Raw genomic sequence first — 25,279 nt, 5'->3', positions numbered from 1 at the left:
GATCACAATCTAAATAATATCAATTATCAATTGCATTATCATTTGGTAAAAATTAAGATGCGATTCATTAGCTAAACTGCAATAAGAAATCACTAAAAAATGAGTAAAGATTAAATGGATAGAACGGAATTAAAACAAAAGGTCGCCGATCTTCTCGATAAAGATCCCAGTATTTTGCCCTCGTCTTTAGCGCAGAATTTTGATGTCAGTGAAGGCGAAATTATTGAAGTGTTACCCAACACCATGGTGACTATTGTTGAGGGCGAACATGCACAAACGATTTTAGAAGGGCTGATTGGTTGGGGTCCAGTGACAACAATTGTCCACTCATTTGGCTCAATATTTGAAGTTAAAGCACCGTTTCCAAAAGGAAAAGTCGCACATGGTTATTATAACTTGATGGGGCGACCTGGAGAGTTACACGGTCACTTACGATTGGATTTGATTGAGAAAATTGCGCTCGTTTCTAAGCCTTTTAGAGGAAAAGAAAGTTACTACTTCGGCTTTTTTGATCAAGAAGGCAATAGCATTTTCAAAATTTATCTAGGCCGTGATGAGAAGCGTGTTTTATTCGCTGATCAAGTTGAAAAATTCAAACAAATGCAAAACCAATTTACTCAATAAGGACATGAAAAATGGCAACCTTATCTGCACCAAACGACACCACAACTGAAAACAGTCAATCTCAGGCAAATGTTAAGCAAGAAAGACTTCAAAATCGATTAGGACCAGAAATACAAGAGTTTCGTCAAGAACGTAAAACCATTCAATTAGCGACGGTCGATACTGAAGGTAAACCGAATGTCAGCTACGCGCCTTTTGTGGTTAACACTTCAGGCTACTATGTGCTCATTTCTGAAATTGCTCGTCATGCTCGTAACCTGATTGCTAATCCGCAAGTATCTTTAATGCTCATTGAAGATGAAGATCAATCGAAACAATTGTTTGCTCGTAAACGTCTGACCTTTGATGCTGTGGCAAGCATTGTCGAGCGCAATGGCGATGAGTGGAATAATGTTATCACTGAGATGGAACAACGCTTTGGTGAGATTATTGCAGGGTTAAGTCAGTTAGAAGATTTCAAAATATTTTGTTTAACGCCAAAACAAGGTTTGTTTGTCAAAGGATTTGGGCAGGCATTTCAGGTGAGTGGGGATGATCTGGTCGATTTTGTCCATTTAGAACAAGGACACCAAAAAATTTCACAAGACTAGCTTTCGTAAGTCTTAGTTTCATAAGACTTAATAGCACAAGACTCAGATTCTTTGTTCACATAATTTAGATATAGAAAGGGAAACCAGCGACGGTTTCCCTTTCTTTTACTTGGGCATCATCAATCACGCTTGGCAATTGGGCGCTTGTGTTGAGTATTTGGGCAGTTTTTGAATTTCAGCCGTTAAGTCTTGAATGCGCGTATTATGAGAAGGATGTGTGGACAACAACTCTGGTGGTTGACTGCCACCCGATGCTTTTGCCATATTCTTCCATAACTGGATGCTTTGTTGAGGGTTAAAACCGGCTTTTGCCATCAAATCAATGCCCATAATATCGGCTTCAGTTTCTTGGGTTCGTCCATAAGGTAGCGTAATGCCGTACTGCACCCCCAACCCCAGAGCACCCATTGTCATCGAGCGGTATTCACTGCCGGCTAAAGCCACATCTGTGATTTGCAACCCGGTATTGGTGATTTGGCTGCGCGACATTCGCTCATTACCGTGATTCGCTAATACGTGCGCCACTTCATGGCCTAAGACTGTCGCCAGTTGATCTTGATTGGTCGCCACATTTAATAAACCGGTATAAACCCCAATTTTCCCACCGGGAAGGGCAAATGCGTTCACTTGTTCAGAATCAAACACGACGACTTCCCAATCATCGAAGCTGTCTTGTTTAGGCACTTGTTTGGTGATCGCATTTGCAACGCAAGTGACATAGGCGTTGGTCTTAGCATTGGTACTGACTTTTTCTTCTTGTTTCATTTGTTCAAAAGATTGGCTGCCTAGTTGTGCCATTTCACTATCAGAAAACAGTATCACTTGGCTGCGTCCTGTGGGTGATGAAGAACAGGCGGAAAGTAAAAGCAGAGCAGAGATGCTCGCACTTGCTATAGTGACTCTCGAAAAAGACAATGTTTTCATAATCTTCCTTAATCCAATAACCATCGTTGTTTAATGTTCATTATAAATAGCGACGGGATATGCCGCAAATTAACAGCTTCACAAAAGAAAGATTTCCTTTGCAGAAAAAACAACGTTTAATAACGCTAATTTCACTGATAAGGAACGTGCTTCTCCGGGCAGAGTAAAACTAGCCGGTCAAGCCAAACTGGTGATTGAAGGTAAGATGTATTTGTAATGTTGGCTTACCCAAGTGTATGTTACAGACTAGGTTACAAACCGTGATTTACACGGAGGTTCTGAAAATTCGATACTTGCACTTATTTGATGATAAGAATAAGTTTGATGATAAGAATAGGCTTAAACAGCTGTTTGATTTTAATCTCAATACTTCGTCACTTACATAAAACAACAATAAATAGGGTATTTATGATCTGGAAAAAGGACATTTCGCTTGCTGCGCTAAATGCAACGTCAAAAAACACATTGATGGAACATCTCAACATCGGATACGTAGAAATCACAGATAACAGTATTTCTGCCACCATGCCGGTTTCCAGCATAACGCATCAACCTATGGGCTTACTTCACGGCGGCGCATCCGTGGTTTTGGCGGAAACCTTAGGATCATTAGCCGCGAATATGTGTGTAGATGACAAATCTTACTGTGTAGGTCTTGATATCAATGCGAATCATATTCGAGCTAAGCGCAATGGAGTGGTGACAGGCAAAACTTGGCCAATTCATATCGGGGTATCCACTCAAGTGTGGCAAATTGAAATTGTTGATGAAGAGCAACGTTTGCTTTGTACTAGTCGATTGACTATGGCTGTAAAAACACGCAAATGATCATCGAATTTAGCCAGGGAAAGATCATTGCAAACTTGTACGATGTTGTAGTTCGATTTAATTCGGTGCCATCAGCCAGTTTGCAATGTCACGTTGATGCCATCAAGTTGATTGGGCGAGGAGCTAATGTCATTACCGCCCATGATGTACAGTGCCAATGGACAGTGAAACTCGACAATGAACATCAACTTCAAAACCTAGCCGACTTTTTAGGGATCCCTATTCAATAAGCAAAGATGTACTATACCCAAGTGACCTCAAGATGCAGAATTCAGAGCTATCATCCAAGTTCTTAGACAAGGAAGATTTATGCGGAATGTAAACACCTTTCAATTAAATCTGACGTAGGCTAAGAGCTTGGATGAAGCTCCCGAAGGGCAAGTTAAAACAAGCTTTATGCTGCGTTAAATTGAACAGAGATAGAATGACTATGATCATATTCAATTCGCCTTGCCTAAAACTTGTTTTATTCTTGCTGAAACTCGCATCTTGAGATTACTTGGGTATAAATGTATGAAAGGGGAAATTTTCAATTCAAATTTTCCCCAAAGCACGGCAATCAACTCAAGAAATATGGCTATAAACCTGCTAAAGTAGGAAAAAATTTTTCGTTCCTAATTGCAGACTTTCCCCTTTATAATAACGGTCTCTTTAAAGGAACCATCCTTTTGATGAGTAGCCATTGCCATGAGTAGCCCACGATTAAGAACCCAATTTGAGCGTTTGTTTGAACATTTTCAAGGTGAAGATTGTGCTATCCAACTTGAAGAGTTAACCGATATTTTATGCTGCACTCGGCGCAACACTCGAATCGTATTAAATAAGTTAGCGGAAGAAGGCTGGATTGAATGGGTACCCGCCGCAGGTCGTGGCAAATTATCTCAGCTTATTTTTAAACGCAACAAAGTTGATGTCAGTGAGAACCTCGCCAAACGTTATTTAGAAGAAGGCAAAATTGAGCACGCTCTTTCTGTGTTGGATAATGATCCCGCACGTCTCACGCAAGTGTTTCAGGGGTACCTAGGATTTAGTCATTTAGAAGGGCAGCAAGTCATCCGCTTGCCATATTATCGACAACTCGCCACGCTGCACCCACATAAACCAACACGCCGCTCAGAGCAACATATCATCCGCCAAGTATTCAGTGGACTTACCAAGCTCGATGAACAAGAACAAGTTAACGCAGACCTTGCTCACCATTGGGATATGCTCTCTCCAACCCATTGGCGCTTTTATTTACGTTCTGGTGTGCGTTTTCATAATGGCGATAGGCTGACGACAAACGATATCATCCACAGTATTGAACAGCTAAAATCTCTGGCGCTGTTTGAACATATTGAGTCCGTTTCTTCACCATCGAACAACACATTAGATATTCATCTGAGTCAATCTGACTATCATTTACCATTATTGCTGACAGAAACCCCGGCTAAGATCATGCAAGCCAGTTGTGAGCGCCAAAGCAATCAACGTAATCAAAGCAATCAAAGTAATGACAATTACGATTTAATCCCAAATGGTACAGGCCCGTATAAAGTCACACGCAACGATAGCGCTCGATTAGTATTAGAAGCTTTTGAGCATTACTTCGGTTATCGACCTTTGATCGAACGCGTTGAGGTATGGGTAATCGATGAAGCACATTCCTCTATGGTGTACCCAAGCTTAACGCATCCAGATACTCCCGCCGAAGGCCAGTTTACTGATGTAGAGCTGGATCCAGGATGTACTTATTTGCTACTCAATCGAAAAACGGGCATCGCTAAAGATAATAACTGGGCTTCTTATTTAGCGCAGAAGTTAAATCCATTTAGCCTAATGCGCGGTATACCTGATCAAAAAGTGATTGAAATCGGGCTCCTTCATGCTCACGGTTTAAAACCAGGTTGGCATCATAGTGGCATCTTGCAATCGCAACCAAAACCGCCATCAACCAGTCCCGATCAATCTGGTGGTGAATACAAAACCCAAATCACCGTTGCGTATCATGGTACGCATCCAGTATTTCCTTATGTTATTCAATCAATTAAGCAATTACTGAAAGAAGATGGTATTCAATTGAAAGCGATTAAATATGACTTAACGGTAGAAAACCCTGATGAAGTCGATATTTGGGTCAAATCAATGGGGCTGGCCAATAACCGTAAAGATGCGTTGATCGGTTGGTTGCTTGGTTATAGCGATATTGACATCATGAGTACCGAAGATAATTTTCGTGATTGGAAGCAAATGGTATCCGATTGGCGCTCCCAACCCGATCATGTATTTCCGGCTAAAGAGCTGGCTAAACAATTGGTTCAGACACATCAATTAATCCCAATGTTTCACTGCTGGCTCGGCGTAAGCCAAGAACAATGCGGCTCATTGCAAAATGCCAGCTGTAATGCACTCGGGTGGTTCGATTTTAGTCAGGTATGGGTAAAGCCAGAATAATTCTCTAAACTCAATGAATAGAAGTTAGGGCCCAGGGAGGAATAAATATGGATACACAAGCTGAAGGCTACGCGGTGGTGTTATCAACCACCAATGATGAGGACAGCCAACAAGACATCATCAACGCATTATTGAGTGAGAATTTAGCCGCTTGTATTCAAGTTATGCCGATCACCAGTTACTATCAGTGGCAGGGCGAAGTGAACCAAGATCAGGAAACGCTCTTGATCATTAAAATCTTGCACCGAAACTACGCTGCGGTCGAAAAAACGATTTTGGCGCACCACAATTATCAAGTGCCGCAAATCGTGATGCTGCCCATTGAAACTGGCTTTCATGAATATTTGCAATGGATTCAAACCAGTTGCCGATCTTAATACTCAATACATAATGGATTTTTATGCCAACCGTTTCCATCTTAGTCGATGTTCAAAATATTTATTACACTACGCGTGACCAATACCACCGTCACTTTGATTACAATGCTTTCTGGGCCCAAGTCATGCAGGGACGAACCTTAGTCCAAGCTAATGCTTATGCCATTGCTCGTAGTGATGAAAAGCAGAAACAGTTCCATAATATTTTGCGAGGTATTGGCTTTGAGGTGAAACTTAAACCTTATATACAAAGGCATGATGGGTCTGCAAAAGGAGATTGGGATGTGGGCATAGCTCTAGATGCCATTGAATTAGCTGAGACTTCCGACGTAATTGTTATTGCCTCTGGTGACGGAGATTTCGAGTTACTGGCAAAACGAATTCAGCAACGGTTTGGCAAGAAAGTCGAAGTGTATGGTGTGCCGGAGTTAACGGCGAATTCATTGATTGAAGCCGCCGATAGTTTTCACCCGATCAAAGACGATTTATTGCTGTGATCATCTCTTGAGAGCTTAAGAGGTCGAATCTTGTTCATTATCGCCAGAAACCAACTCTGGCGATTCCGCTTCTAACGCCATCTTTTCTCGTTCCGCTTTAGAGATGTACTTTGGCTTATTTGATTTATGTAATTTCGAATTTTGCTTCTTCAGACGCTTTTTTAAAATCGAATTGATTTTTTTCTTACGGTTCATGATTTCGCCCTGCAAGTAAAAGGACGCGAATCATACCAGACAAATCAAAGCCTGTAGATGTATTTCCATAATCTTTTCTTTTCATTCTTTAATGACTTCTATATATTCGAAGCCCATTTTTAATCAAGCTCGGATGTATCATGACTTGCGAAATCTACAAAGACTTCATTTTTGAAGCAGCACACCATCTACCGAATGTACCAGAAGGTCACAAATGTGGACGTTTGCATGGCCATTCTTTCTTTGTGCGCTTATATATTCAAGGTGAAGTTGATCCAACTACCGGTTGGATCATTGATTTTGGTGATGTAAAGAAAATCTTTGCGCCGATTTATGATCAACTTGACCATTATTACCTCAATGACATTCCAGGTTTAGAGAACCCAACCAGTGAGGTATTGGCGAAATGGATCTGGGAGAAGGTCAAACCCTTGTTGCCACAACTGAGTAAAGTCGAAATTAAAGAAACCTGTACCGCAGGTTGTATTTATCAAGGTTAATAAAGGTTAGCAACGTGTACAAGGTCAATGAAATCTTCCAGACCATTCAGGGTGAGGGCTACTTTACGGGTGTGCCATCGGTGTTCATCCGTCTACAAGTGTGTCCTGTCGGTTGTTCCTGGTGTGATACCAAGCAAACCTGGGCAGCAGAAGATAACGATGAAACCTCAATGGGGGATATCATCGTTAAACAAGGTGATAGCCCAACCTGGTGTCATGCCAATGCTGATGACATCATTCGGACTTATCAAACCCAAGGTTATACCGCTAAGCATATTGTGATTACAGGTGGCGAGCCTTGTATTTATGACTTGCGTTCGCTCACTCAAGCATTCGAAGCGATAGGGTGCCAATGCCAAATTGAGACCAGCGGAACGTCTGAGATTTTATGCAGCGACAACACATGGGTGACAGTGTCACCAAAAATTGCTATGAAAGGCAAACTAGAGGTTCTGAGCTCTGCATTACAACGCGCTAATGAAATCAAACACCCTGTGGGTACACAAAAAGATATCGACCAATTAAATGCGCTTCTTGTTCGAGCTGAATGCACGCAGAAGGCCAATATTGCTCTTCAACCCATCAGTCAGAAACCGCGTGCAACTGAACTTTGCATGCAAACCTGTATTGAACGAAATTGGCGTTTATCGATTCAAACCCACAAGTACCTGAATATCGCATAACGTTATCTTTTAGCTTGCTAATATCAATAACTGCCACAAACAAAAATCCCCTCCAAGTTCAACTTGCGAGGGGATTTCTTATATTACTTCTGTTGCTAGAGTTCTAGGTTTTTATATTTCTCGGTTGTTACGTTTCTGGTTTTTTATCAGTGAGAATAAGCTTAATTATTCGCCCGCGACAACGCGTGATTTACGCTTGATACTCATTGCAAACATATAAAGAGCTGTTGCTAACAAGATAATAAATAAGAATCCAATTAAGCCTTCTGGATCATTCATCCAACCTTGTGCTGCAACAGGGCCGATCACAGAGCCTACACTGTAAGACAACAGCATGATTTGTGTTGCTGATACAATATAGCTTTCATCTAATCCATCGCAACCAAGACTAATAGCCAGTGGGTAGAGTGAAAACACTGCCATACCCAATAACACTAAGCTCACAGCCAAAATAACCAAGCTAGAACTTAAAGCAGTTAAACCAATAGCAAACACGCCTAGCAAGCAAAACAGTCCCATAAGTAGCTTCTTGCCCATGAATTGGCTTGACCAAGAGACCACAGGTTGAACTAACATCGCGCCCATTACTAATAGCGCCATCAAGCTACCAATCTTGGATGTCGATACATTACGATCGTGTAACTCTAGTGGCATTAAACCGTAAATCGATCCGATTAATAGCCCGGAAACCATGCAACCAATAAGCGCAGGTTTATTCATTTTTAATACTTGCTTCAAGTTAAGCGAAGCGTGGTTTTCTTTAGCAGGTTGCTGGCAACGTCCAAAGCAAAGCAAAAGTGTTCCGACAATGAGTAATGCCAAAATCACAATGAATGGCCACTCACTGTCCATATCAAAAACGCTGATGCCCAGTTGACCAAGCGTGCCGCCACCATAAAGTGACGCCATGTATAAACCAAGACGTTTTGCGCGGCTCTTTTCATCACCAATTAATAGCCATGATTCAACCACAACGAAAATACCCGCTACGGCAATACCTGCCACAAAACGAGCAAATAACCAGGCTTCTTGTGTTGGCACTATCGGCATGACCACAATAGTAAGAGAGAATAACACTAAGAAGAAAATAAATGAGTTTTTATGCCCAACCTTGGCAACAATCGGCTCGATAAACATAGCCCCAAGCAGTAAACCTGCATAAAAGGCGCTTGCTAACCAGCTCGCAGTATCCGTACTTAAACCATATTGATTCAACATCAATGGAATCAAACTCATTAAATAACCAGAAGCCACAGCATAAAGAGACAATGCGGCCACTGGTACAAAAAATGATGATTTTGATGAAGTCATAGGTACGTCGTTCACCGCCATACTCCGCAAGGTTTTAGGTTCAAGAAATTGAAAAAGTAAGGAAATTTGCGGCGAATATGGGGCTTATATCACATCATGTAAAATGAGATTTTTTTGGTTTTACGATAAGAAAATTCGATTGAAGTGGAAAGTGCTACTTTTAATCATTAACCAGTCTAAAAAGTAGCATTTTAGACTGATTTTATACAAAGGTTTTAGCGGAAGATTATTTAGACAGGGCTTGATTCAACCACTGTGAAAACTGGCCTTTAGGAAGAGCGCCATTAATGAAATCTACTCTTTTTCCACCTTTAAACACCATAATGGTAGGAATGCTTCGAATTTGATGCATAGCGGCTAGATTTTGTTGAGATTCGGTATCGATTTTTATAAAACGAGCTTGGCCAGACATTTCTGCTGCCACATCCTCAAATACAGGGGCAAAACCAACACAGGGATTACACCAAGGGGCCCAAAAATCAATCACCACGGGAAGTTCACTTGTTAGCAATGCGGCAAAATTGTCAGACGTAGCGGTAACGGGTTTGCCATCAAAAAGAGGGGACTTACATCGGCCACAAGTGGCTTTATCAGACACTCGTGCATGCGGAACGTTATTTTTACCCTGACAATGCGGACATTGAGTAAGAAAAGTCGACATAAAATTTATTTTATCCTTATATACCCAAGTCACTTGGGTATAAAGCAAAGTATCAGTTTTGTGACAATTATCGTATACTATGCGCACGTTTAAAATAAACAAAAATAAAACAATAAAATTTATAAGGTAACTTTATGGCGAATGTATACGCAGAGATCACTGGTTGGGGTAAATGTCTTCCACCTGCAGAATTGACCAATGATGATTTGAGCACTTTCTTAGAAACATCTGATGAGTGGATTCGAACTCGTACGGGCATTGAAAGTCGTCGAATCAGTCATGTGGAAACTTCCGATCTTGCGACAGTCGCTGCAAAGAATGCAATGCAAGCGGCAGGCGTTACAGCAGAAGATATTGACTGCATTATTGTTGCTACTTGTTCTCCTGATACATTGATCCCTAATATTGCTTCAAAAGTACAAAGCAACCTTGGCATTCAATTTGCTGCCGCTTTTGACCTTAACGCAGCTTGTACTGGTTTCTTGTACGGTCTCGAAACGGCCACTCGCCTTATCCAAGCGGGTAACTACCGTAACGCTATCGTTATTGGCGCAGAGCACCTATCTTTTTACTTAAACTGGACACAACGTGATACCGCAGTATTGTTTGGTGACGGTGCGGGTGCAGTCGTATTATCTCGTCGTGAACAAGAACAACCGGTGGGTCTACAGCAAGCGTCTTTAGGCTGCGATGCAGAAGGGCGAGATATCTTAGCGATTCCTAAATTTGGTACCGCAATGGATCGTTTTGCTGAAGATAACGCTCACTGGAATTTCAATTTTATTGGCCGTGATATTTTCAAGCGTGCAGTAAAAGGCATGAACGCTGCGACACAAAATGTTTTAGACCGCTCTGGCCTAGCGAAAGATGAGATTGATTGTGTTGTGCCTCACCAGGCCAATATTCGTATCATTCAAACTTTATGTGATTTTGCAGGTATTCCTCAAGAAAAAGCCTTTGTTAACATTCAAAAATATGGCAATACCTCTGCCGCAACTGTGCCAATTGCACTTTGTGAAGCTGTAGAGCAAGGCTTTGTTAAACCAAATCAAAATATCTTAGTTGCTGCATTTGGTGCAGGATTAACCTGGGGTGCAGGTTTAATCAAGTGGGGTGACCGCGTTACTCCAGTCGAAGCACAAACCGCAGAACTGCCTGCATGTGAAAAATCAGCGCTTCAATTACTTGAAGAAGCGATTGAGCACTGTAAAGCGCATCAAGAAAAATAATGGTTCTGATTAAGTTAATCCGGATTTATTAAAATAATGGGCTCACTACCAATTCGTTCGTGCAATTGATTAGTGAGCCATTTTGTTTGTACTTAAATTATCTCGAATTTAGGTTATTTATTGGCATGAATATAAGTACGATAACCACCAATCAAGTTTCTTGCCTTATACCCGTTGTTCACTAACTGGCGATACGCTACGTTACCACGTAACCCAACTTGACAGTAAACAACAATTTCTTTACCTCTCGGGAGCTCATCCATACGTTGACGAAGCTGATCAACTGGAATATTGACTGCCCCTGGAATGGAGCCATTTTCAAGTTCACCTGGGTTACGAACATCCAATAGAACTTGATCCGATGTGAGCGAGTCTATCTCATTGAAATGAATAGGGGTTGAATCGCCTTTAATGATGTTATTTGCAACAAACGCCGCTTGGTTTATCACGTCTTTGGCACTGCCGTATGGTGGCGCATAAGTCAGCTCTAAATGCTGTAACTGTTCAACCGTCATGCCTGCACGCTGTGCAACCGCTAACACGTCAATACGTTTATCGATTCCATCTTTACCTACCGCTTGAGCCCCAAGAATTTTGCCAGTAGATGGAGAAAACAGAAGCTTGAGTGATACCGTTTCTGCACCTGGGTAGTAACTCGCGTGGCTAGTCGTATGGACATAGACTTTTTCATATGCCATTTGTTCACGCTGTAATTGTTTCTCGTTTTTACCGACTGACGCTACTGCTAAATCAAAGATCTTACAAATAGCGGTACCTTGTGTGCCTTGATAGCTTTCGTTACGGCCAAACATATTGTCTGCAGCCATTCTGCCTTGTCGATTAGCAGGGCCAGCAAGCGGGACAAGCCCAGGGTTACCCGTGACAAAATCTTGATCTTCAATGGCGTCACCAACCGCGTAAATCGAAGGATCATTCGTTTGCATTTGTGCATTAACCACAATGCCACCAAGCTCCCCAATGTCTATACCTGCATCTTTTGCTAAACGAATCTCCGGCTTAACACCAATCGCCATAATCAGTAAGCCCGTGGTTAAATCCTCACCATTGCTCAAGGTTAATTTCAGATGACTATCATCTAACTGCGTTACCTCTTTTAACGCGACACCTAGACGTAAATCGACATCTTTAGAACGGATTTCACTGTGTACAAACCCCGCCATTTCTTTATCGACCGGTGTCATGACTTGATCCGCCATTTCGATCAATGAAGTGTGTATGCCTAATTGATGTAAAGATTCCATCATCTCTAAACCAATAAAGCCTCCGCCGACAACAGTGGCATGATTGGGTTTATTGTTTTTAATCACATCGATAATGCGATCCATATCTGGAATATTTCGTAATGAATGTGTCAATGAATTATCAATCCCTGGAATAGGCGGCACAATAGGTGCGGCACCAGGACTTAATAGTAAGAAATCATAACTTTCTGCATATTCTCTACCGTCTAATACATTTCTCACCTTAATCGTTTTTGCTTGACGATCGATTGAGATCACTTCATTCATCACGCGTACATCGACATTAAAGCGAGCTAAAAAACTTTCTGGCGTTTGTAATAATAATTTATCCCTTTGCTGTATATCACCACCAATATGGTATGGCAGTCCGCAATTAGCAAAGGACACGTAAGGTCCTCGTTCAAACATAATGATCTCGGCATCTTCACTTAATCTTCTTGCTCTTGCAGCAGCAGAAGCTCCACCAGCAACACCGCCTACGATAATAATTTTCATAAAGACCTCTTTTATATTTTAGTAGTTGCTAATAAATTATAGGCTAATATAATATCTGTCAAATATAATCCAACAGGAGAAACGTATGACTATTCCATGGAATGCATTAGTAGGCGGAATCCTTCTCGGTATTTCAGCGTCGATATTACTGTTATTTAAAGGAAAAATTGCCGGTATTAGTGGAATTCTAAGTGGGGCATTAACCCGAAACAACTCAGATAGAAACTGGCGTATTCAGTTTCTCATCGGTTTGATGCTTGGTGGTTTCATTACCAACGGACTCATGCAACCCAGCTTTAGCCATATTCCCACACAGTACAGCAGTACATTTGTCATGATGCTATTTGCTGGCCTGATGGTTGGAATAGGGACTAAGTTGGGCAATGGATGTACAAGTGGTCACGGCATCTGCGGTATGGGCCGCTTTTCTTTTCGTTCTATTGTGGCGACTCTGACATTCATGTTAGTAGCCGCGGTTGTTGTTTTCATCCGTTTACATCTTTTATAAGGTTGCCCAAATGAAAAAATACGTATTTATTCCTTTATTGTCGGGGCTACTTTTTGGTGCCGGCATGGTGTTATCAGGTATGGCCGATCCTGCAAAAGTCATAGCTTTTCTTGATGTCGCTGGTGAGTGGAAAATCGATCTAGCCTTTGTGATGGGTGGGGCATTGATGGTTTTTGTCCCTTTCTATCATTTCATTATCAAACCACGTGGCCATGCATTGGATAATAGTGTTTTTAGTCTTAATCAATTGAAGAGCATTGATGGAAAACTGATCGCGGGTGCCAGTCTTTTGGGGCTGGGTTGGGGGCTTGCCGGTATTTGCCCTGGGCCTGCTTTAGCTTCTATTTCTAATTTCAATTTCGGCCTGCTTGGCTTTATTGTTGCTATGATGGTAGGGATGATGTTAGTCCATCTAATACAAAATAAATCATAGTTTCTGTTCTATGCTTAGATAAAGGCTCAGATAAAGCCATCAAATTTAAGCGAATGCAAAGGAGGCGCTATGGAAATGCATCAACACAGTTTAGAAACTTTGTTTGAACAGCTGGGTTTACCAAGTTCGCGTAACGACATTCAAAAGTTTATTGAGCATTATTCACATAAACTCGATCATACTGCGCCTCTACATACAGCGGATTTTTGGAATCAATCACAATCGGAATTTCTTAAAGAGGCCAAAGAAGAAGATGCCGATTGGGCTGAAGTAGTGGATCAACTTGATACTTTATTGCGCTCTGAGAAATAGCCTGTATTAGAGTGGTTTGTTAAGGGCGCTATAAATACGTTTAACAACGGCAATAGACTCTTCGTTGTCACCGTGCACGCAAAGTGTATCGGCTTGCAGTTCAAGCGTGTGTCCTTTTATCGTCGTCACTGTACCAAAATTCGCTAACTGCATGGCTTGATAAAAAATATCTTCCGCATTGGTATGCACTGCGTTTGGGTGCTGACGTGGCACTAAAGAGCCATCGTCTTTATATGCTCGGTCGGCAAAGGCTTCAAATAGTAAAGGCACATTGTAATCATCCGCAATATCTAAATAAGCACTATTATCTTTTTTTGCCAAGACCATTAAAGGCAACCCTGTTGGCATCACTGCTTGCACAATTGCTTCAAAAATCTCTAAATTCGACATCATATCGTTATATAACGCACCGTGAGGCTTTACGTAATCCACTTGCGTGTCATAAAACTGAGCTAAACTTTGGATCGCACCAACTTGGTAGCTGATAAGGTGAGAAATTTGTTCTGGAGTATGGGGAATAGAGCGCCGACCAAATCCGAGTAGATCTTGATAAGAAGGGTGAGCACCAATACTGACATTATGTTTGACTGCGAGTTGAATCGTTTTTGCCATCGAATCCGGATCTGATGCGTGAAATCCGCAAGCAATATTGGCCATGTGCACATAGGGGATCACGGCTTCGTCATTCCCCATATTCCAATGGCCAAAACTTTCACCCATATCACAGTTCAGTTTTAATTTTGCTGTTTCCAATGTCATGAATTATCGCTCTATACAATGAGTTAACCTCATAATATTGACACTAGAAGGGTATATCTACAAGGTGCAATGTTGTATGGTTAGCGCAATTAAGAAAATCACAAAATTCGAGGATTCCTATGTTTGTTTTAGTTACTGGTGGAATGGGATATATCGGCAGCCACACATGCATTCAAATGATTGAAGCAGGCATGACGCCAATCATTTTTGATAACCTCTACAATAGCAAACCTGCTGTTCTTGATCGCATTGAAAAAGTGTCTGGTGTTCGTCCTATTTTTGTCGAAGGCGACATTCGCGACAAAGCAGCATTAACTCAAGTGTTAACACAATATAATATTGATTCTGTCATTCATTTTGCCGGTCTCAAAGCGGTGGGAGAATCTGTAGCCAAGCCTTTAGAATATTACGATAACAACGTCCATGGCACGCTAGTATTAGTTGATGCAATGCGTGAATCTGGCGTGAAATCACTGGTATTCAGCTCATCGGCTACCGTCTATGGTGATCCTGCCTCTGTGCCTATTCTGGAAAACTTTCCAACCAGTGCGACCAATCCTTATGGCCGCAGTAAATTGATTGTTGAAGAATGTTTAACCGATTTTCAATCTGCAAACCCTGATTGGAGCATTACGCTACTACGCTACTTTAACCCTGTTGGTTCACATCCTTCTGGTGAACTAGGGGAAGATCCACAAGGTATTCCAAATAACTTAATGCCATTTGTTGCGCAAGTTGCGGTCGGTCGTCGTGAATTCTTATCAGTCTTTGGTGGGGACTATCCGACTAAAGATGGCACAGGTGTACGTGATTATATTCATGTTATGGACTTAGCTGACGGACACTTAGCCGCTCTGAAACATGTTGGCAGCAAACAAGGCTTGCACATCTATAACTTAGGTACGGGCAAGGGTAATAGTGTATTAGAAATGGTAGCTGCTTTTGAAAAAGCTTCTGGCCAAAAAGTAGCTTATAAGATTGTAGATCGCAGACCCGGTGATATTGCTGAATGTTGGGCCGATCCAGCTAAAGCAGAGAAAGAGCTTCAATGGAAAGCGACTCGTAGCTTAGAAGAAATGACGGCAGATACATGGCGATGGCAATCAAACAACCCGCAAGGTTATCCTGAAGTGTAGTAATGACATTAAATAAATTCGATAAGAGTTAAATCATTGCTACTGATAAAGGTTATGCTTTCGCGTAGACCATTTTGTTAATACAAAGTGATAGATAAATCGCAAAACAAAATATTAGCAATACATATTGATAACATTAATGGGTATAATTTCTTCGATTTCTATTTGGACTGTCTATTTAGTCTACAAAAATCTAGGGGAAATTATGAGCATGTCATTAGCTCTTATCGTTGCTTTTATCATTGCCGGCGTGGTGATGGTTAAACACGAAAAATCTTTGTCAAACAAAGCTTAATTGATTACAAACCGTTTTTTAAACCCTTTGTTGTAATTGATGTAATAACGAAAAGTCAGCGATTATGCTGGCTTTTTTGTTTTTATTATTAGGGATTTTTAAGGCTAGATAATTTGTTAGACGAAAAAGCCACAGACCGTAATCTGTGGCTTTCGTAACAAACTAAATTCAAACTTAATTAGAATTGATAATCTAAGCTCACACCCCAGTTACGCCCTGGTTGAGAGTAAAAATCTCGGCTAGCAGTAGAGTAACCTGACTCCATATCTGAATATAGCCAGTATTTCTTATCAAAGGCATTAAACAGACCGGCACGCAAAGTTAAGTCATTAATAGGGCGGTAATAAGCAGTGAGGTCAACAAGCGTATAACCAGACACAGCTTCGACGGTTTCATCAGACCAATCATCTTTACTTGCTACCATAGTGACATTAACGAGACCACCGTAATTACGGTTAAGACTATCGTAACCAATTCCTACCACACCGGTCAGCGGAGCAACAGAATCTAAATGTACGTCCTTGTCTTTATCTCGACCTTCAGCGTAGGCGACTGAGAATTTAGAATATAAGCCACGTGGCGCATTAAAGGCTGCATCCAGATTAACAGTTGAAGAAAATTCAATACCGTAAATTTCGGCATTAGCAATATTTTCAGTGGTATAAACATCTTTACCATCTTGCTGCTCACCAGTGTTATAGCCATCAATAAAGTCAGTATAATCATTATAAAACGCACTGATTTCAAAGCGACCTACATCACTGTAACCTCTAAAACCAAGCTCATAAGCTAAGCTTTTTTCTGCTTTAAGGTCGGGGTTAGGATTAAAAATCGCCCCTTGGTTATAGTAGTAGTAAAGGTCTTCTACGCTCGGCGCTTTAAAGCCTTGGCTGATTTGTGCAAAAGTACTGAAATGATTCGAAATGTGGTACACCGCGCCAAGTTTACCTGTGATGGCATCTTCACTATTAGATGGATAATCAGTATCAAACTGTTCATCTGCCTCTGGGTCCGTTCTAAAGCCGTCATAACGAACACCCGCCGTTAACACTAAGGTTTCATCTAAGAAGAAGGCTTGGTCTTGTAAAAAGAGTCCCCATTTTTGCAATGTAGCATCTGGTACACCTGTGCTACCTGGCGTGACAGTTCCTAAATCGTATTTATAATCGGTATTATCCAACGCAAACTGATCATGAATATAAGTGAGACCATAGGTGAATTGGTGATAGCTATTAGCAAATTCTGCCAACTTATCAAACTGAGCATCAAACTGAATTAAATCATCACCTGCGTCACGATAACGCATACGTTTACCCGATCCCATCATGCCAGTTGATGTATCGTAGTTCTTATATTCAGAATCGCTTTGTTGATAGTTCAAAGACCATTTCAAGCTGTCTGCCATCACGTTGCTCATGGTCCATTCATGATTCACACCGACACGTAGACGACTCACATTATCTTTATTGTAGTTATCGGCGTAAGTAATCATTGGCATACCGCTGCCTGGCATCATGATCGAGTAACCATCATAATGTAGCTCTTGCTCGTCATAACGTCGTTGATAGTACTCCGCAACTAAACCAATACGATGATTATCATTCAGACGGTAGTAAACTTTACCTAACAAATTACCGATTTTCTTATCAGCTGGATCAGCAGCACCACGTTCACCGCCAGCCACATCAGCACCAGAGCCATGAGTTTCCGTTTCGCTGCCATCAGCGTAAGTTACGATCAGTAAGGTCTCTAGGTCATCTTGGCGCATTGCCCATGTGGCGGTGTTTTTAAAGGTTTCGTCTGCAGAGGTATACCCTGATTTAATCCCAAAGCGGTTTTCATTTCCATCGGTCACAAGTACATCAGAAGGATCTTTCGTCTTAAATAAAACCGCGCCACCCAAGGCGTCTGAACCATACAAAGTCGAAGAAGGGCCTTTATTGACTTCAATTGCAGTTAATGAATCGACTTCAACCGTACCAGGGTAGTGACGCTGTTCTGTTGCACCAGGGTTATAGGGTGAGGCTTGTTCAACACCATCCACCATGACTTTGATTTTATCGCCTTCAGTACCGCGAATATTGTAATCTGAAATACCAAAGCGACCATGGCCTTGAACTTCCACACCAGGTGTGTATTTCAATGCTTGTTGAGGGTCTGTCGCAAGTTGAGATTCCATTGATTGGGACGAGACAGAGGCAACCGAAGAGGAGACATCTTTCACCGCTTGCTCTGTACGAGTAGCGGATACCACAACTTCTTCAAGTGCAGTTAATTCTTGTGCCGCGTAAGCTGCAGGCGTTAAAGTAAGAGCAATACTACAAGCCAATAATGATGGCTTAATGTTAGTGGGGTACATATAGTTATTCCATTCCCTATGTTGTTGATGGGCGCATTCTAATAAACAAGAATGATAATAACTATCATTTATATTTACTATTTATTTAACAGATAGATTAACATTAATACTGAAAAGCCATAGTTATTGCTTAATAAACAATAACTTAAATGTTTATTCGTTCATGTTTTTCTCATGTTGGCAAAAATTCATAAATGTGACATAAATCACTAAATTAAAGCATTAAGGAAGGAACTTTGAATAACAGCATTACTTTAGAAGCGCTCCATGTGCTTGATGCAATTGCAAGACGAGGAAGTTTTGCAGCCGCTGCCCAAGAGCTGAATCGCGCACCTTCTTCTCTTAGTTATCAAGTGCAAAAACTCGAACAGGATCTGGATTTGGTCATATTTGATCGTTCTGGTCATAAAGCCGTATTTACACAAGCAGGGCAATTTATATTAGAAAGAGGGCGTGCATTAATTGCCGCTTCGAATGAACTGATTTCTGATGCCAACATTCTCGCCCATGGCTGGGAATTGGATGTGACCATAGCCTATGATTGTTTAATCCCAATTAGGACTTTCTTCCCATTACTCAATCAACTGGAAGAGCAATCGAAAACACGGCTAAAGCTGCAAGAAGAAACCTTAGCCGGAAATTGGGAAGCGCTATCTTATGACCGTGCTGATATTCTTATTTGTCCGAAACCGGAACATTTGCCGATTGATGTTAAAGTCGATCCATTAGGTGAGCTGAACATGATATGGGTAGCCGCTCCCGATCATATTGTGCATAAGCGCACGGCTGATTTCGATCAACAAGCACGTTTGAAATACCGAGCCATTGTGATTGCGGATACCGCTAGAACATCCCCGACATTGACGAAAAATCTGTTGGACGAGCAACCGCGTTTAACCGTGAGTAACTTCAACGCAAAAATCGAAGCCTTATGCATGGGGTTGGGAATTGGTACTATGCCAGAAAATGTTGCCACACCTTTGATAGAAAAAGGGCTGCTACAGAAAATACACGGCACAAACGATCAAGCCATGGAGTTAGTGATTGCTTGGCGACGTAATAAAATGGGCAAAGCAAAATCTTGGTGTATTCAATACCTTAAAAAGCACTGGAAACAAGATTATCTCAACTCAAACAGTTGTATATACGATCATTTATAGCGCCAGAAGCATATCAACGATATTGTCTTCAAAATGCGTTTCCGTTTTAAAATTTAATTTCTTCGCTAACTGAACCATGCCTTTATTGGAAGGCATGGTGATACCCGTTAAACGTGCCGTTCCTTTACTTCGACTGTAAGCAATCAATTTTTCCATCAATATTCTTCCCAATCCCATTCCTTTTAGATCGGAGCGGATAAGAATAGAAAACTCAGCATCATAGTTATTTGGATCAGCAATCACTCTGGCGACCCCCAACATCACTTCATGGCCAGTTTCTTCTACTTGAATTGCCACAAATGCCATTTCACGGTCAAAATCGATTTGCGTTAAATTGGCGAGCGCTTCATGGTTAAATTCACCCACTTCTGAGAAAAATCGTTTGTACAAATCCTCTCGTGATACTTGGGTAATAAAGTGAGCCATATTAGCTTCATCTTCAGGTAACACAGGACGCAATAGACAACTTTCACCATTTTTCAATGTTACATGTTGTTCATGTTCAACTGGGTAGGGCTTAATTGCAAGACGCTGACGTTTTTCACCTTGCTTCGCCCTTAATTCAAGCCGGGCATCAATAACGGTAAATTCATCACTGACTGCGAGCAATGGATGTAAGTCGAGACTGATGATTTCAGGATTATCGATCATCATCTGGGAAAGTCGCACTAAGAGCTTACATAACGCAATCGTATCGACGGGGTTGGGTAATTGCTCTAAACGCAGTTTACCCACTCGCATTGAACGAATGACCAAGTAACGAGCGAGCGCCATATTTAGAGGCAGTAACGCAACCGACGCGTCTTCGGCCACATCCCATTCTGTCCCTCCTTGGCCTAACATGATCACTGGGCCAAAAATAGGGTCGGTTTCAATACGAATTCGTAACTCTTGTGAGCCAGCGCGGCTCGCCATACTTTGCACCGAAACACCTTGAATCAAAGCGGCGGGGAACTGCAATGAAGTACGATCCATGATCGCTTGCGTAGCGCTGGCAACCTCATTGGCATTGCGTAAATTGAGCATAACGCCTTGAACTTCCGATTTATGCACAATATCAGGTGATCGTAATTTAACGGCAACTGGATAACCGATTTTTTCACTCACATGTACAGCTTCACTGGCATCAGAAGCAAGCCATGACGGCAATACAGAGACATCATAACTTTTAAGTAAATGAATTATCTGATGAGATTCAAATTGGCTGGTGGACTCTTGAATATGCTGCTGAACCCAATCACGCGCTTGCGCAAGTTGAGTTGGGTTACGAAGCTCAACTGAAGAAGGCGTTTCCATCAACTGCTTTTGATTACGACGATATTCAACTAAATGCATGTAAGCCCCAACGGCGCCTTCTGGGGTTCGATAGGTTGGAATACCGGCTTTAGTAAATAGGCTTCGTGCTTCTTTAGACGTCATTTCACCCGACCAATTGGTCAAGATATTAAAGCGTCGACTTTTCTTATGTGACTGAACGCAGTCGATAACAGCCTGGGCAGTTTCAGTAGGATGTGAAATAGCAGAAGGGCTGTGCATGATCAAAATGGCATCGATTTGCTCACTATCGAGCAGTACATTCATGACATCCGCATAGCGCTTACTATCCGCATCGCCGACAAGATCAATCGGGTTACTGCCAGACCAACTAGAAGGCAGGATTCTATCAAGCTGTTCTTTCGTTTCATCGGACAATGACGCTAACTTTCCGCCACGATGAATTAGCTCATCCACCGCCATCACACCTGGGCCGCCACCATTGGTAATAATCGCAAGCCGCTCACCACGTAAAGGCACGGAGTGAGTAAGCGTCTCTAGGGCAGCAAATAATTCATGGGTATTATTTACACGTAGCATACCAGAGCGCTTGATAGCAGAATCATAAATAATATCAATGCTTTGATTCCCACGAGTGTGTAACGATGCGGCTTGTTGACCTTCGACACTACGACCAGATTTCAACACCAAGATACGTCGATTCCGCGAAGCACTTCGTGCTGCAGACATAAAGCGTCGCGCGTCTTTAATCGAATCGACATAAAGTAAGATCGCTGACGTTTTGCTGTCCATCGATAGGTTATCGAGTAACTCAGGGAAATCGACATCGACGGCATTGCCTAAAGAGATAAAGGTAGAGAAGCCAATTTCTTTATCATTGGCCCAATCAAGTATTGTGGTACAGACTGCAGCAGACTGCGAAATAAACGCGATATTACCTTTAGATGCGGTTACAGGAGAGAGCGATGCATTGATGTTCATCCAAGGTAAAATCACGCCAAGGCTGTTTGAACCAAGAACACGCATGCCGGCTTTCCGAGCAATAGCAAGGCAGGCTTCATCCAGTGTTTGCTCAGAGTCCGCATCTTGCTGATACATATCAGCAGAAACAACAATCACAGCGCCAGTGCCTTTGGCTGCGAGTTGGCTAAAGATCTCTTTGTTTATTTTGGCTTTCGTGCACACAATGGCAAGATCGGGAATGAGTGGTAATAGATCTATGCTTGGATAGGCTAGCACACCGCTTACCGATTTGTATTTAGGCGTAACTGGCATAATAACGCCCTGAAATCCACCATTAAGTAAATTTTGCATCACGATTGAACCTGCACGGAAAGGGCGCTGAGAAGCACCAATCACCGCGATAGAAGTCGGTTTAAGCAATTTATTGAGTGTTAACATGTTTTCACCGTTGATGGATTACCACATATCCTGAGATTCATTTTAATCAAAACCATAACGAACATCTTTCCACAAATAGCTAGCTGTGATCTATCGCTACAAAAATCATCAACGAAAGCGGAAAATGACAAACATATCACTTTCTAATCGCTATTAGCCTTGATATTCATTGATCTCAAAGGCATGATGTGGAAAGAATTTTTTAAATACTTTGGCCTTATTATGAAGAAAATAGCAATCATCTCACTTTCCGTACTATTTTTAGCCGCTTGTTCATCGTCAGACTACGATAGCGAAGTATCAACTGAAACGTATCAAGAGACTTATCAAACCGATGAAGTTCAGCAACCGCTAACGGATTCAAGTGCAGCGCCGTTAGAAGAAGACCTTCATACTCAAGATGTTGCATCAGAACAGCCTCAAACGACTGAATCGGGTAAAAAAGTAGTGAAATTAAGCCCAAGCAGTGAAGATAACGCGCAAGCTGAATCTTCTGCTTCTACGGTCAAAGTTTTCTACCCTGAAGATAACAACGCAGCGCAACCACAATCAGGTAATTTTGTAGTTCAAGTTGCTGCGCTAGAAAACGAAAAAAATCTATTAGAAACCGCCGCTAACTTACCGTCTAACCAACCTAAATGGGAAAACGTTAAAACGGTGAACGGAAAACAATGGCACAGTTTGCTATTTGGTAACTTTACATCATCTAAAGAAGCGAAAGATGCGATTTTACGCCTTCCTATGGAATTCCAAAACATGGGCCCATTCGTGAAAAGCGTTGATTCTATTACTAACTCGCAATATCCAACGCTGAAAAAGTTGCCATAAGTCATAAACTGAATACAAAAACAACAAAGGGGTGCCAAGGCGCTCCTTTTTAATCATATTTTGACTGTTTTATTCAATTTAAGGCTACCCTTAAAGCGATAAAACATTATGATTACGGTAATAGCATTCAAACCAATGACAGCGTCGAAATTACAATGAAAAATATTCTCTTACTATGCGGTGGCGGCTCCTCTGAGCATGAAGTTTCTCTTGTTTCAGCCAAGTATCTCGAACAGCAGCTCCAACTTTCACCTGAATTCAATGTTATAAAGGTCGAAATTAAGCCTGAAGCCTGGTTTGTCTCTAGCGGTGAAAAGGTTGAATTAGACATTGCTCACTCTTGCCTAAAGGGCGATGACCTTACCGCACAACACATTGACTATGTCGTGCCATGTATACACGGTTTTCCCGGCGAAACAGGGGACATCCAGTCTTTACTTGAAATGGCAAATATCCCATACCTTGGGTGCGGGCCTGAAGCCAGTTCAAATAGCTTTAATAAAATCACCTCTAAACTCTGGTATGACGCGCTAAACATCCCGAATACACCATACCGATTCCTAACCGAGAACACCCAAGAATCCCAAGCTATTGCTGAACAAGCCTTTGATACTTGGGGGAAAGTATTCATTAAAGCGGCACGACAAGGATCTTCCGTTGGGTGTTACAGTGTCACCAAAAAAGAAGATTTAGCGGAAGCCATTTCTAATGCTTTCCAGTATTCCGAGCAGGTTTTGATAGAAAAATCAGTCAAGCCAAGGGAATTAGAAGTAGCAGCCTACCAACTCAATGGTGAGCTAGTGATAACCAAGCCTGGTGAAGTGATTGCCCCAGAAGGCGTTTTTTATACTTATGATGAAAAATACAGCACAGATAGCCATTCCTCTACGGTACTTGAAGCTCAAGGACTGACTAAATCACAACATAAAGCTATATATGAACACTCTAAAAAAGTGTTTGTACACATGAATTTAAAAAATCTGTCTCGAATTGATTTCTTCTTAACTCAGGACGGGGAGATTTATCTTAATGAAGTGAATACTTTCCCAGGCATGACGCCTATTTCAATGTTCCCTAAACTAATGGAGCATAATGGCCATAAGTTTAGTGAATTTCTGTCAAGCTCGATCCATGCGGGCATCGCGGATAAAAAATAGAGATAACTTGGTCTGGACAATCTAAAAAGCTGGGGGCTAATCCCAGCTTTTTATTTTTTTGAAAATCAACTGCTCTGATTCAGATAACGCGTATTTCCCAAGATACTGAGCAGGCATGACGATGCTAGACCAGCGGCCAAGATGTTGGATTTGTCTTAAGTTATAGCCTTTTTTATACAAATCTTGCGCAGCGCCAATTCGAGAAGATTGTCCTGAGAACGAAAGATGTGAAGGTAAATTAAGTAACTGGCTCGCTCGCCTGAAAATACGGTATATAGAAGAGTCATTCAGTGGGTCAACGCCCAAATTACCATGCTTATCTATACGGCAAAAAAGAATGCCGCGATAGCTTTCACCTAAGACTTCAAGCCAACGTTGCACTAAAGCTGTCGTACGCTCACTAAGCCTATACGATTTATCTGCTAACAATAATGCCGCTTGGTATGGTTGTGAGAATTGAATATTGTCTACAGTTAACGTTCTTAGCTGACCACGCTTTAACATGCACTCGAACATTAAGCTGTAAATGATAAGATCACGTAGGTCTTTAATAGAATCACTTTTATTTAACCGTAAATACATCTCATCAAGATGATTTCGGGTGAAGGGGGTGGCTTGGGTTGCATCACCTTTTTTCATATTACGAATAGCTGAAAGCACAAAATGAACTTGTCGATGATTCGTTGGCTCGGGTAATGCATGTAATCGATGTACAAGCCCAATGGTTAAACTATAACGACGTATAGAGGCAAACTTTCGTTCACGGCTTTCAGACTCTAAAAACAATCGAATAGCGGTCACAGAGGCGGGCAGTGGGCTAACATGGCGTGAACGACAAAAATCCACAAAGCGGTTCCAATCATTCACCATGGATAGCAATGAGTTATGTGAATACAACCCGACCGTAAGTTGGCTAAAAGCGGCATAGCTTACCGGCTTAGAAAAGCGTTCAATACTTTGTTTTATAATCTCAGGGTTAGTCTGAATTGGGATCTCTTTTCTCATCTCACCGCCTAGATTCCGCTGCTATAATCAAATCCAATATCA

The 25,279-nt window shown here is 41.6% G+C and carries 26 protein-coding genes; 17 read left to right on the top strand and 9 right to left on the bottom strand.

Annotated elements, in window-relative coordinates; translation table 11 throughout:
• Positions 1–114: 114 nt before the first annotated feature.
• Complete coding sequence (gene hutX, locus Vgang_RS05840; RefSeq protein ID WP_105902067.1) at positions 115–624, top strand: heme utilization cystosolic carrier protein HutX; 510 nt, start codon at positions 115–117, stop codon at positions 622–624.
• A gap of 11 nt (positions 625–635) precedes the next feature.
• Complete coding sequence (hutZ, locus tag Vgang_RS05835; RefSeq protein WP_105902068.1) at positions 636–1,214, top strand: heme utilization protein HutZ; 579 nt, start codon at positions 636–638, stop codon at positions 1,212–1,214.
• A gap of 123 nt (positions 1,215–1,337) precedes the next feature.
• Here hutZ and Vgang_RS05830 read toward each other — a convergent pair whose 3' ends face one another.
• Positions 1,338–2,138 (bottom strand): M48 family metallopeptidase, encoded by an 801-nt coding sequence (locus Vgang_RS05830; protein WP_105902069.1) that lies wholly within the window; start codon positions 2,136–2,138, stop codon positions 1,338–1,340.
• Between the two features lie 408 nt (positions 2,139–2,546).
• Between Vgang_RS05830 and Vgang_RS05825 the strand changes: the two genes are divergently transcribed.
• From Vgang_RS05825 to Vgang_RS05805, 5 genes are all read left to right on the top strand, one after another.
• Positions 2,547–2,966 carry a hotdog fold thioesterase gene (locus Vgang_RS05825; RefSeq protein WP_105902070.1) on the top strand — a complete coding sequence of 140 codons (420 nt, stop codon included), beginning with the start codon at positions 2,547–2,549 and terminating at the stop codon, positions 2,964–2,966.
• The gene (locus Vgang_RS05820; RefSeq protein ID WP_105902071.1) at positions 2,963–3,196 is read left to right on the top strand and encodes a DUF3389 family protein; all 234 of its coding nucleotides are present in this window, start codon (positions 2,963–2,965) and stop codon (positions 3,194–3,196) included. Before Vgang_RS05825 ends, Vgang_RS05820 begins: the two co-directional genes overlap by 4 nt.
• 457 nt (positions 3,197–3,653) lie before the next feature.
• Positions 3,654–5,399, top strand: a complete 1,746-nt coding sequence (locus tag Vgang_RS05815; protein WP_105902073.1) for an SgrR family transcriptional regulator — start codon at positions 3,654–3,656, stop codon at positions 5,397–5,399.
• Between the two features lie 47 nt (positions 5,400–5,446).
• Positions 5,447–5,776: a divalent-cation tolerance protein CutA gene (gene cutA / locus Vgang_RS05810; protein ID WP_105902074.1), complete on the top strand. Its 330-nt coding sequence runs from the start codon at positions 5,447–5,449 to the stop codon at positions 5,774–5,776.
• A gap of 23 nt (positions 5,777–5,799) precedes the next feature.
• Positions 5,800–6,273, top strand: a complete 474-nt coding sequence (locus Vgang_RS05805; RefSeq protein WP_170066832.1) for a LabA-like NYN domain-containing protein — start codon at positions 5,800–5,802, stop codon at positions 6,271–6,273.
• A gap of 15 nt (positions 6,274–6,288) precedes the next feature.
• Here Vgang_RS05805 and Vgang_RS05800 read toward each other — a convergent pair whose 3' ends face one another.
• Positions 6,289–6,468, bottom strand: a complete 180-nt coding sequence (locus Vgang_RS05800) for a DUF2986 domain-containing protein (protein ID WP_105902076.1) — start codon at positions 6,466–6,468, stop codon at positions 6,289–6,291.
• 140 nt (positions 6,469–6,608) lie between these two features.
• Between Vgang_RS05800 and queD the strand changes: the two genes are divergently transcribed.
• Both queD and queE read left to right on the top strand, forming a co-directional pair.
• Entirely contained in the window at positions 6,609–6,968 is a 360-nt protein-coding gene (queD, locus tag Vgang_RS05795) for a 6-carboxytetrahydropterin synthase QueD (protein WP_105902077.1), read from the top strand.
• Between the two features lie 14 nt (positions 6,969–6,982).
• On the top strand, positions 6,983–7,651 hold the full coding sequence (gene queE / locus Vgang_RS05790; protein WP_105902078.1) for a 7-carboxy-7-deazaguanine synthase QueE: 669 nt from the start codon (positions 6,983–6,985) through the stop codon (positions 7,649–7,651).
• A gap of 165 nt (positions 7,652–7,816) precedes the next feature.
• Here queE and Vgang_RS05785 read toward each other — a convergent pair whose 3' ends face one another.
• Together Vgang_RS05785 and trxC are read right to left on the bottom strand one after the other, a co-directional pair.
• Complete coding sequence (locus Vgang_RS05785; protein ID WP_406708296.1) at positions 7,817–8,977, bottom strand: MFS transporter; 1,161 nt, start codon at positions 8,975–8,977, stop codon at positions 7,817–7,819.
• 211 nt (positions 8,978–9,188) lie between these two features.
• Positions 9,189–9,623 (bottom strand): thioredoxin TrxC, encoded by a 435-nt coding sequence (gene trxC / locus Vgang_RS05780; RefSeq protein ID WP_105902080.1) that lies wholly within the window; start codon positions 9,621–9,623, stop codon positions 9,189–9,191.
• Positions 9,624–9,757: 134 nt separating this feature from the next.
• Between trxC and Vgang_RS05775 the strand changes: the two genes are divergently transcribed.
• Positions 9,758–10,852 carry a ketoacyl-ACP synthase III gene (locus Vgang_RS05775; protein WP_105902081.1) on the top strand — a complete coding sequence of 365 codons (1,095 nt, stop codon included), beginning with the start codon at positions 9,758–9,760 and terminating at the stop codon, positions 10,850–10,852.
• Positions 10,853–10,965: 113 nt separating this feature from the next.
• Here Vgang_RS05775 and Vgang_RS05770 read toward each other — a convergent pair whose 3' ends face one another.
• Positions 10,966–12,609, bottom strand: a complete 1,644-nt coding sequence (locus Vgang_RS05770; protein ID WP_105902082.1) for an FAD-dependent oxidoreductase — start codon at positions 12,607–12,609, stop codon at positions 10,966–10,968.
• Between the two features lie 85 nt (positions 12,610–12,694).
• On the opposite strand from Vgang_RS05770, the gene Vgang_RS05765 reads away from it, so the two are divergent.
• From Vgang_RS05765 to Vgang_RS05755, 3 genes are all read left to right on the top strand, one after another.
• Positions 12,695–13,117: a YeeE/YedE family protein gene (locus Vgang_RS05765; protein ID WP_105902083.1), complete on the top strand. Its 423-nt coding sequence runs from the start codon at positions 12,695–12,697 to the stop codon at positions 13,115–13,117.
• A 10-nt stretch (positions 13,118–13,127) separates the two neighbouring features.
• Positions 13,128–13,550 carry a DUF6691 family protein gene (locus tag Vgang_RS05760; RefSeq protein ID WP_105902084.1) on the top strand — a complete coding sequence of 141 codons (423 nt, stop codon included), beginning with the start codon at positions 13,128–13,130 and terminating at the stop codon, positions 13,548–13,550.
• A gap of 69 nt (positions 13,551–13,619) precedes the next feature.
• Positions 13,620–13,862, top strand: a complete 243-nt coding sequence (locus Vgang_RS05755; protein WP_105902085.1) for a DUF2789 domain-containing protein — start codon at positions 13,620–13,622, stop codon at positions 13,860–13,862.
• A gap of 6 nt (positions 13,863–13,868) precedes the next feature.
• Here Vgang_RS05755 and Vgang_RS05750 read toward each other — a convergent pair whose 3' ends face one another.
• Positions 13,869–14,621, bottom strand: a complete 753-nt coding sequence (locus Vgang_RS05750; protein ID WP_105902086.1) for a 5-oxoprolinase subunit PxpA — start codon at positions 14,619–14,621, stop codon at positions 13,869–13,871.
• A gap of 119 nt (positions 14,622–14,740) precedes the next feature.
• Between Vgang_RS05750 and galE the strand changes: the two genes are divergently transcribed.
• Positions 14,741–15,757, top strand: coding sequence for a UDP-glucose 4-epimerase GalE (gene galE / locus Vgang_RS05745; RefSeq protein WP_105902087.1), 1,017 nt, complete (start codon positions 14,741–14,743; stop codon positions 15,755–15,757).
• Positions 15,758–16,230: 473 nt separating this feature from the next.
• Here the strand turns inward: galE and Vgang_RS05740 are convergent, their stop codons facing one another.
• Positions 16,231–18,411 carry a TonB-dependent hemoglobin/transferrin/lactoferrin family receptor gene (locus tag Vgang_RS05740; protein WP_105902088.1) on the bottom strand — a complete coding sequence of 727 codons (2,181 nt, stop codon included), beginning with the start codon at positions 18,409–18,411 and terminating at the stop codon, positions 16,231–16,233.
• 236 nt (positions 18,412–18,647) lie between these two features.
• Between Vgang_RS05740 and Vgang_RS05735 the strand changes: the two genes are divergently transcribed.
• Complete coding sequence (locus Vgang_RS05735; RefSeq protein ID WP_105902089.1) at positions 18,648–19,571, top strand: LysR family transcriptional regulator; 924 nt, start codon at positions 18,648–18,650, stop codon at positions 19,569–19,571.
• Here Vgang_RS05735 and Vgang_RS05730 read toward each other — a convergent pair.
• Positions 19,566–22,247 (bottom strand): bifunctional acetate--CoA ligase family protein/GNAT family N-acetyltransferase, encoded by a 2,682-nt coding sequence (locus Vgang_RS05730; RefSeq protein ID WP_105902090.1) that lies wholly within the window; start codon positions 22,245–22,247, stop codon positions 19,566–19,568. The two genes, Vgang_RS05735 and Vgang_RS05730, sit on opposite strands and share 6 nt — an antisense overlap.
• Before the next feature lie 222 nt (positions 22,248–22,469).
• On the opposite strand from Vgang_RS05730, the gene Vgang_RS05725 reads away from it, so the two are divergent.
• Both Vgang_RS05725 and Vgang_RS05720 read left to right on the top strand, forming a co-directional pair.
• Positions 22,470–23,075 carry an SPOR domain-containing protein gene (locus Vgang_RS05725; protein ID WP_157946020.1) on the top strand — a complete coding sequence of 202 codons (606 nt, stop codon included), beginning with the start codon at positions 22,470–22,472 and terminating at the stop codon, positions 23,073–23,075.
• A gap of 149 nt (positions 23,076–23,224) precedes the next feature.
• On the top strand, positions 23,225–24,232 hold the full coding sequence (locus Vgang_RS05720) for a D-alanine--D-alanine ligase (RefSeq protein WP_105902092.1): 1,008 nt from the start codon (positions 23,225–23,227) through the stop codon (positions 24,230–24,232).
• A gap of 36 nt (positions 24,233–24,268) precedes the next feature.
• Here Vgang_RS05720 and Vgang_RS05715 read toward each other — a convergent pair whose 3' ends face one another.
• Complete coding sequence (locus Vgang_RS05715) at positions 24,269–25,237, bottom strand: tyrosine-type recombinase/integrase (protein WP_105902093.1); 969 nt, start codon at positions 25,235–25,237, stop codon at positions 24,269–24,271.
• Positions 25,238–25,279 lie beyond the last annotated feature (42 nt).

Source organism: Vibrio gangliei (assembly GCF_026001925.1).
GTDB lineage: Bacteria > Pseudomonadota > Gammaproteobacteria > Enterobacterales > Vibrionaceae > Vibrio > Vibrio gangliei.
The sequence above is the reverse complement of the archived record's forward strand: the minus strand, read 5'-3'. Positions and strand labels throughout refer to the sequence as shown.

What these genes read in the sequence shown, in the direction of transcription:
- Vgang_RS05825 (WP_105902070.1), top strand. Translation starts at nt 2,547, where the DNA reads ATGATCTGGAAAAAGGACATTTCGCTTGCTGCGCTAAATGCAACGTCA.
- galE (WP_105902087.1), top strand. Translation starts at nt 14,741, where the DNA reads ATGTTTGTTTTAGTTACTGGTGGAATGGGATATATCGGCAGCCACACA.
- Vgang_RS05770 (WP_105902082.1), bottom strand. Translation starts at nt 12,609, where the DNA reads ATGAAAATTATTATCGTAGGCGGTGTTGCTGGTGGAGCTTCTGCTGCT.
- cutA (WP_105902074.1), top strand. Translation starts at nt 5,447, where the DNA reads ATGGATACACAAGCTGAAGGCTACGCGGTGGTGTTATCAACCACCAAT.
- Vgang_RS05800 (WP_105902076.1), bottom strand. Translation starts at nt 6,468, where the DNA reads ATGAACCGTAAGAAAAAAATCAATTCGATTTTAAAAAAGCGTCTGAAG.
- Vgang_RS05765 (WP_105902083.1), top strand. Translation starts at nt 12,695, where the DNA reads ATGACTATTCCATGGAATGCATTAGTAGGCGGAATCCTTCTCGGTATT.
- Vgang_RS05715 (WP_105902093.1), bottom strand. Translation starts at nt 25,237, where the DNA reads ATGAGAAAAGAGATCCCAATTCAGACTAACCCTGAGATTATAAAACAA.
- hutZ (WP_105902068.1), top strand. Translation starts at nt 636, where the DNA reads ATGGCAACCTTATCTGCACCAAACGACACCACAACTGAAAACAGTCAA.
- trxC (WP_105902080.1), bottom strand. Translation starts at nt 9,623, where the DNA reads ATGTCGACTTTTCTTACTCAATGTCCGCATTGTCAGGGTAAAAATAAC.
- hutX (WP_105902067.1), top strand. Translation starts at nt 115, where the DNA reads ATGGATAGAACGGAATTAAAACAAAAGGTCGCCGATCTTCTCGATAAA.
- Vgang_RS05805 (WP_170066832.1), top strand. Translation starts at nt 5,800, where the DNA reads ATGCCAACCGTTTCCATCTTAGTCGATGTTCAAAATATTTATTACACT.
- Vgang_RS05750 (WP_105902086.1), bottom strand. Translation starts at nt 14,621, where the DNA reads ATGACATTGGAAACAGCAAAATTAAAACTGAACTGTGATATGGGTGAA.
- Vgang_RS05820 (WP_105902071.1), top strand. Translation starts at nt 2,963, where the DNA reads ATGATCATCGAATTTAGCCAGGGAAAGATCATTGCAAACTTGTACGAT.
- Vgang_RS05830 (WP_105902069.1), bottom strand. Translation starts at nt 2,138, where the DNA reads ATGAAAACATTGTCTTTTTCGAGAGTCACTATAGCAAGTGCGAGCATC.
- queD (WP_105902077.1), top strand. Translation starts at nt 6,609, where the DNA reads ATGACTTGCGAAATCTACAAAGACTTCATTTTTGAAGCAGCACACCAT.
- Vgang_RS05755 (WP_105902085.1), top strand. Translation starts at nt 13,620, where the DNA reads ATGGAAATGCATCAACACAGTTTAGAAACTTTGTTTGAACAGCTGGGT.
- Vgang_RS05725 (WP_157946020.1), top strand. Translation starts at nt 22,470, where the DNA reads ATGAAGAAAATAGCAATCATCTCACTTTCCGTACTATTTTTAGCCGCT.
- Vgang_RS05815 (WP_105902073.1), top strand. Translation starts at nt 3,654, where the DNA reads ATGAGTAGCCCACGATTAAGAACCCAATTTGAGCGTTTGTTTGAACAT.
- Vgang_RS05760 (WP_105902084.1), top strand. Translation starts at nt 13,128, where the DNA reads ATGAAAAAATACGTATTTATTCCTTTATTGTCGGGGCTACTTTTTGGT.
- Vgang_RS05775 (WP_105902081.1), top strand. Translation starts at nt 9,758, where the DNA reads ATGGCGAATGTATACGCAGAGATCACTGGTTGGGGTAAATGTCTTCCA.
- Vgang_RS05730 (WP_105902090.1), bottom strand. Translation starts at nt 22,247, where the DNA reads ATGTTAACACTCAATAAATTGCTTAAACCGACTTCTATCGCGGTGATT.
- Vgang_RS05740 (WP_105902088.1), bottom strand. Translation starts at nt 18,411, where the DNA reads ATGTACCCCACTAACATTAAGCCATCATTATTGGCTTGTAGTATTGCT.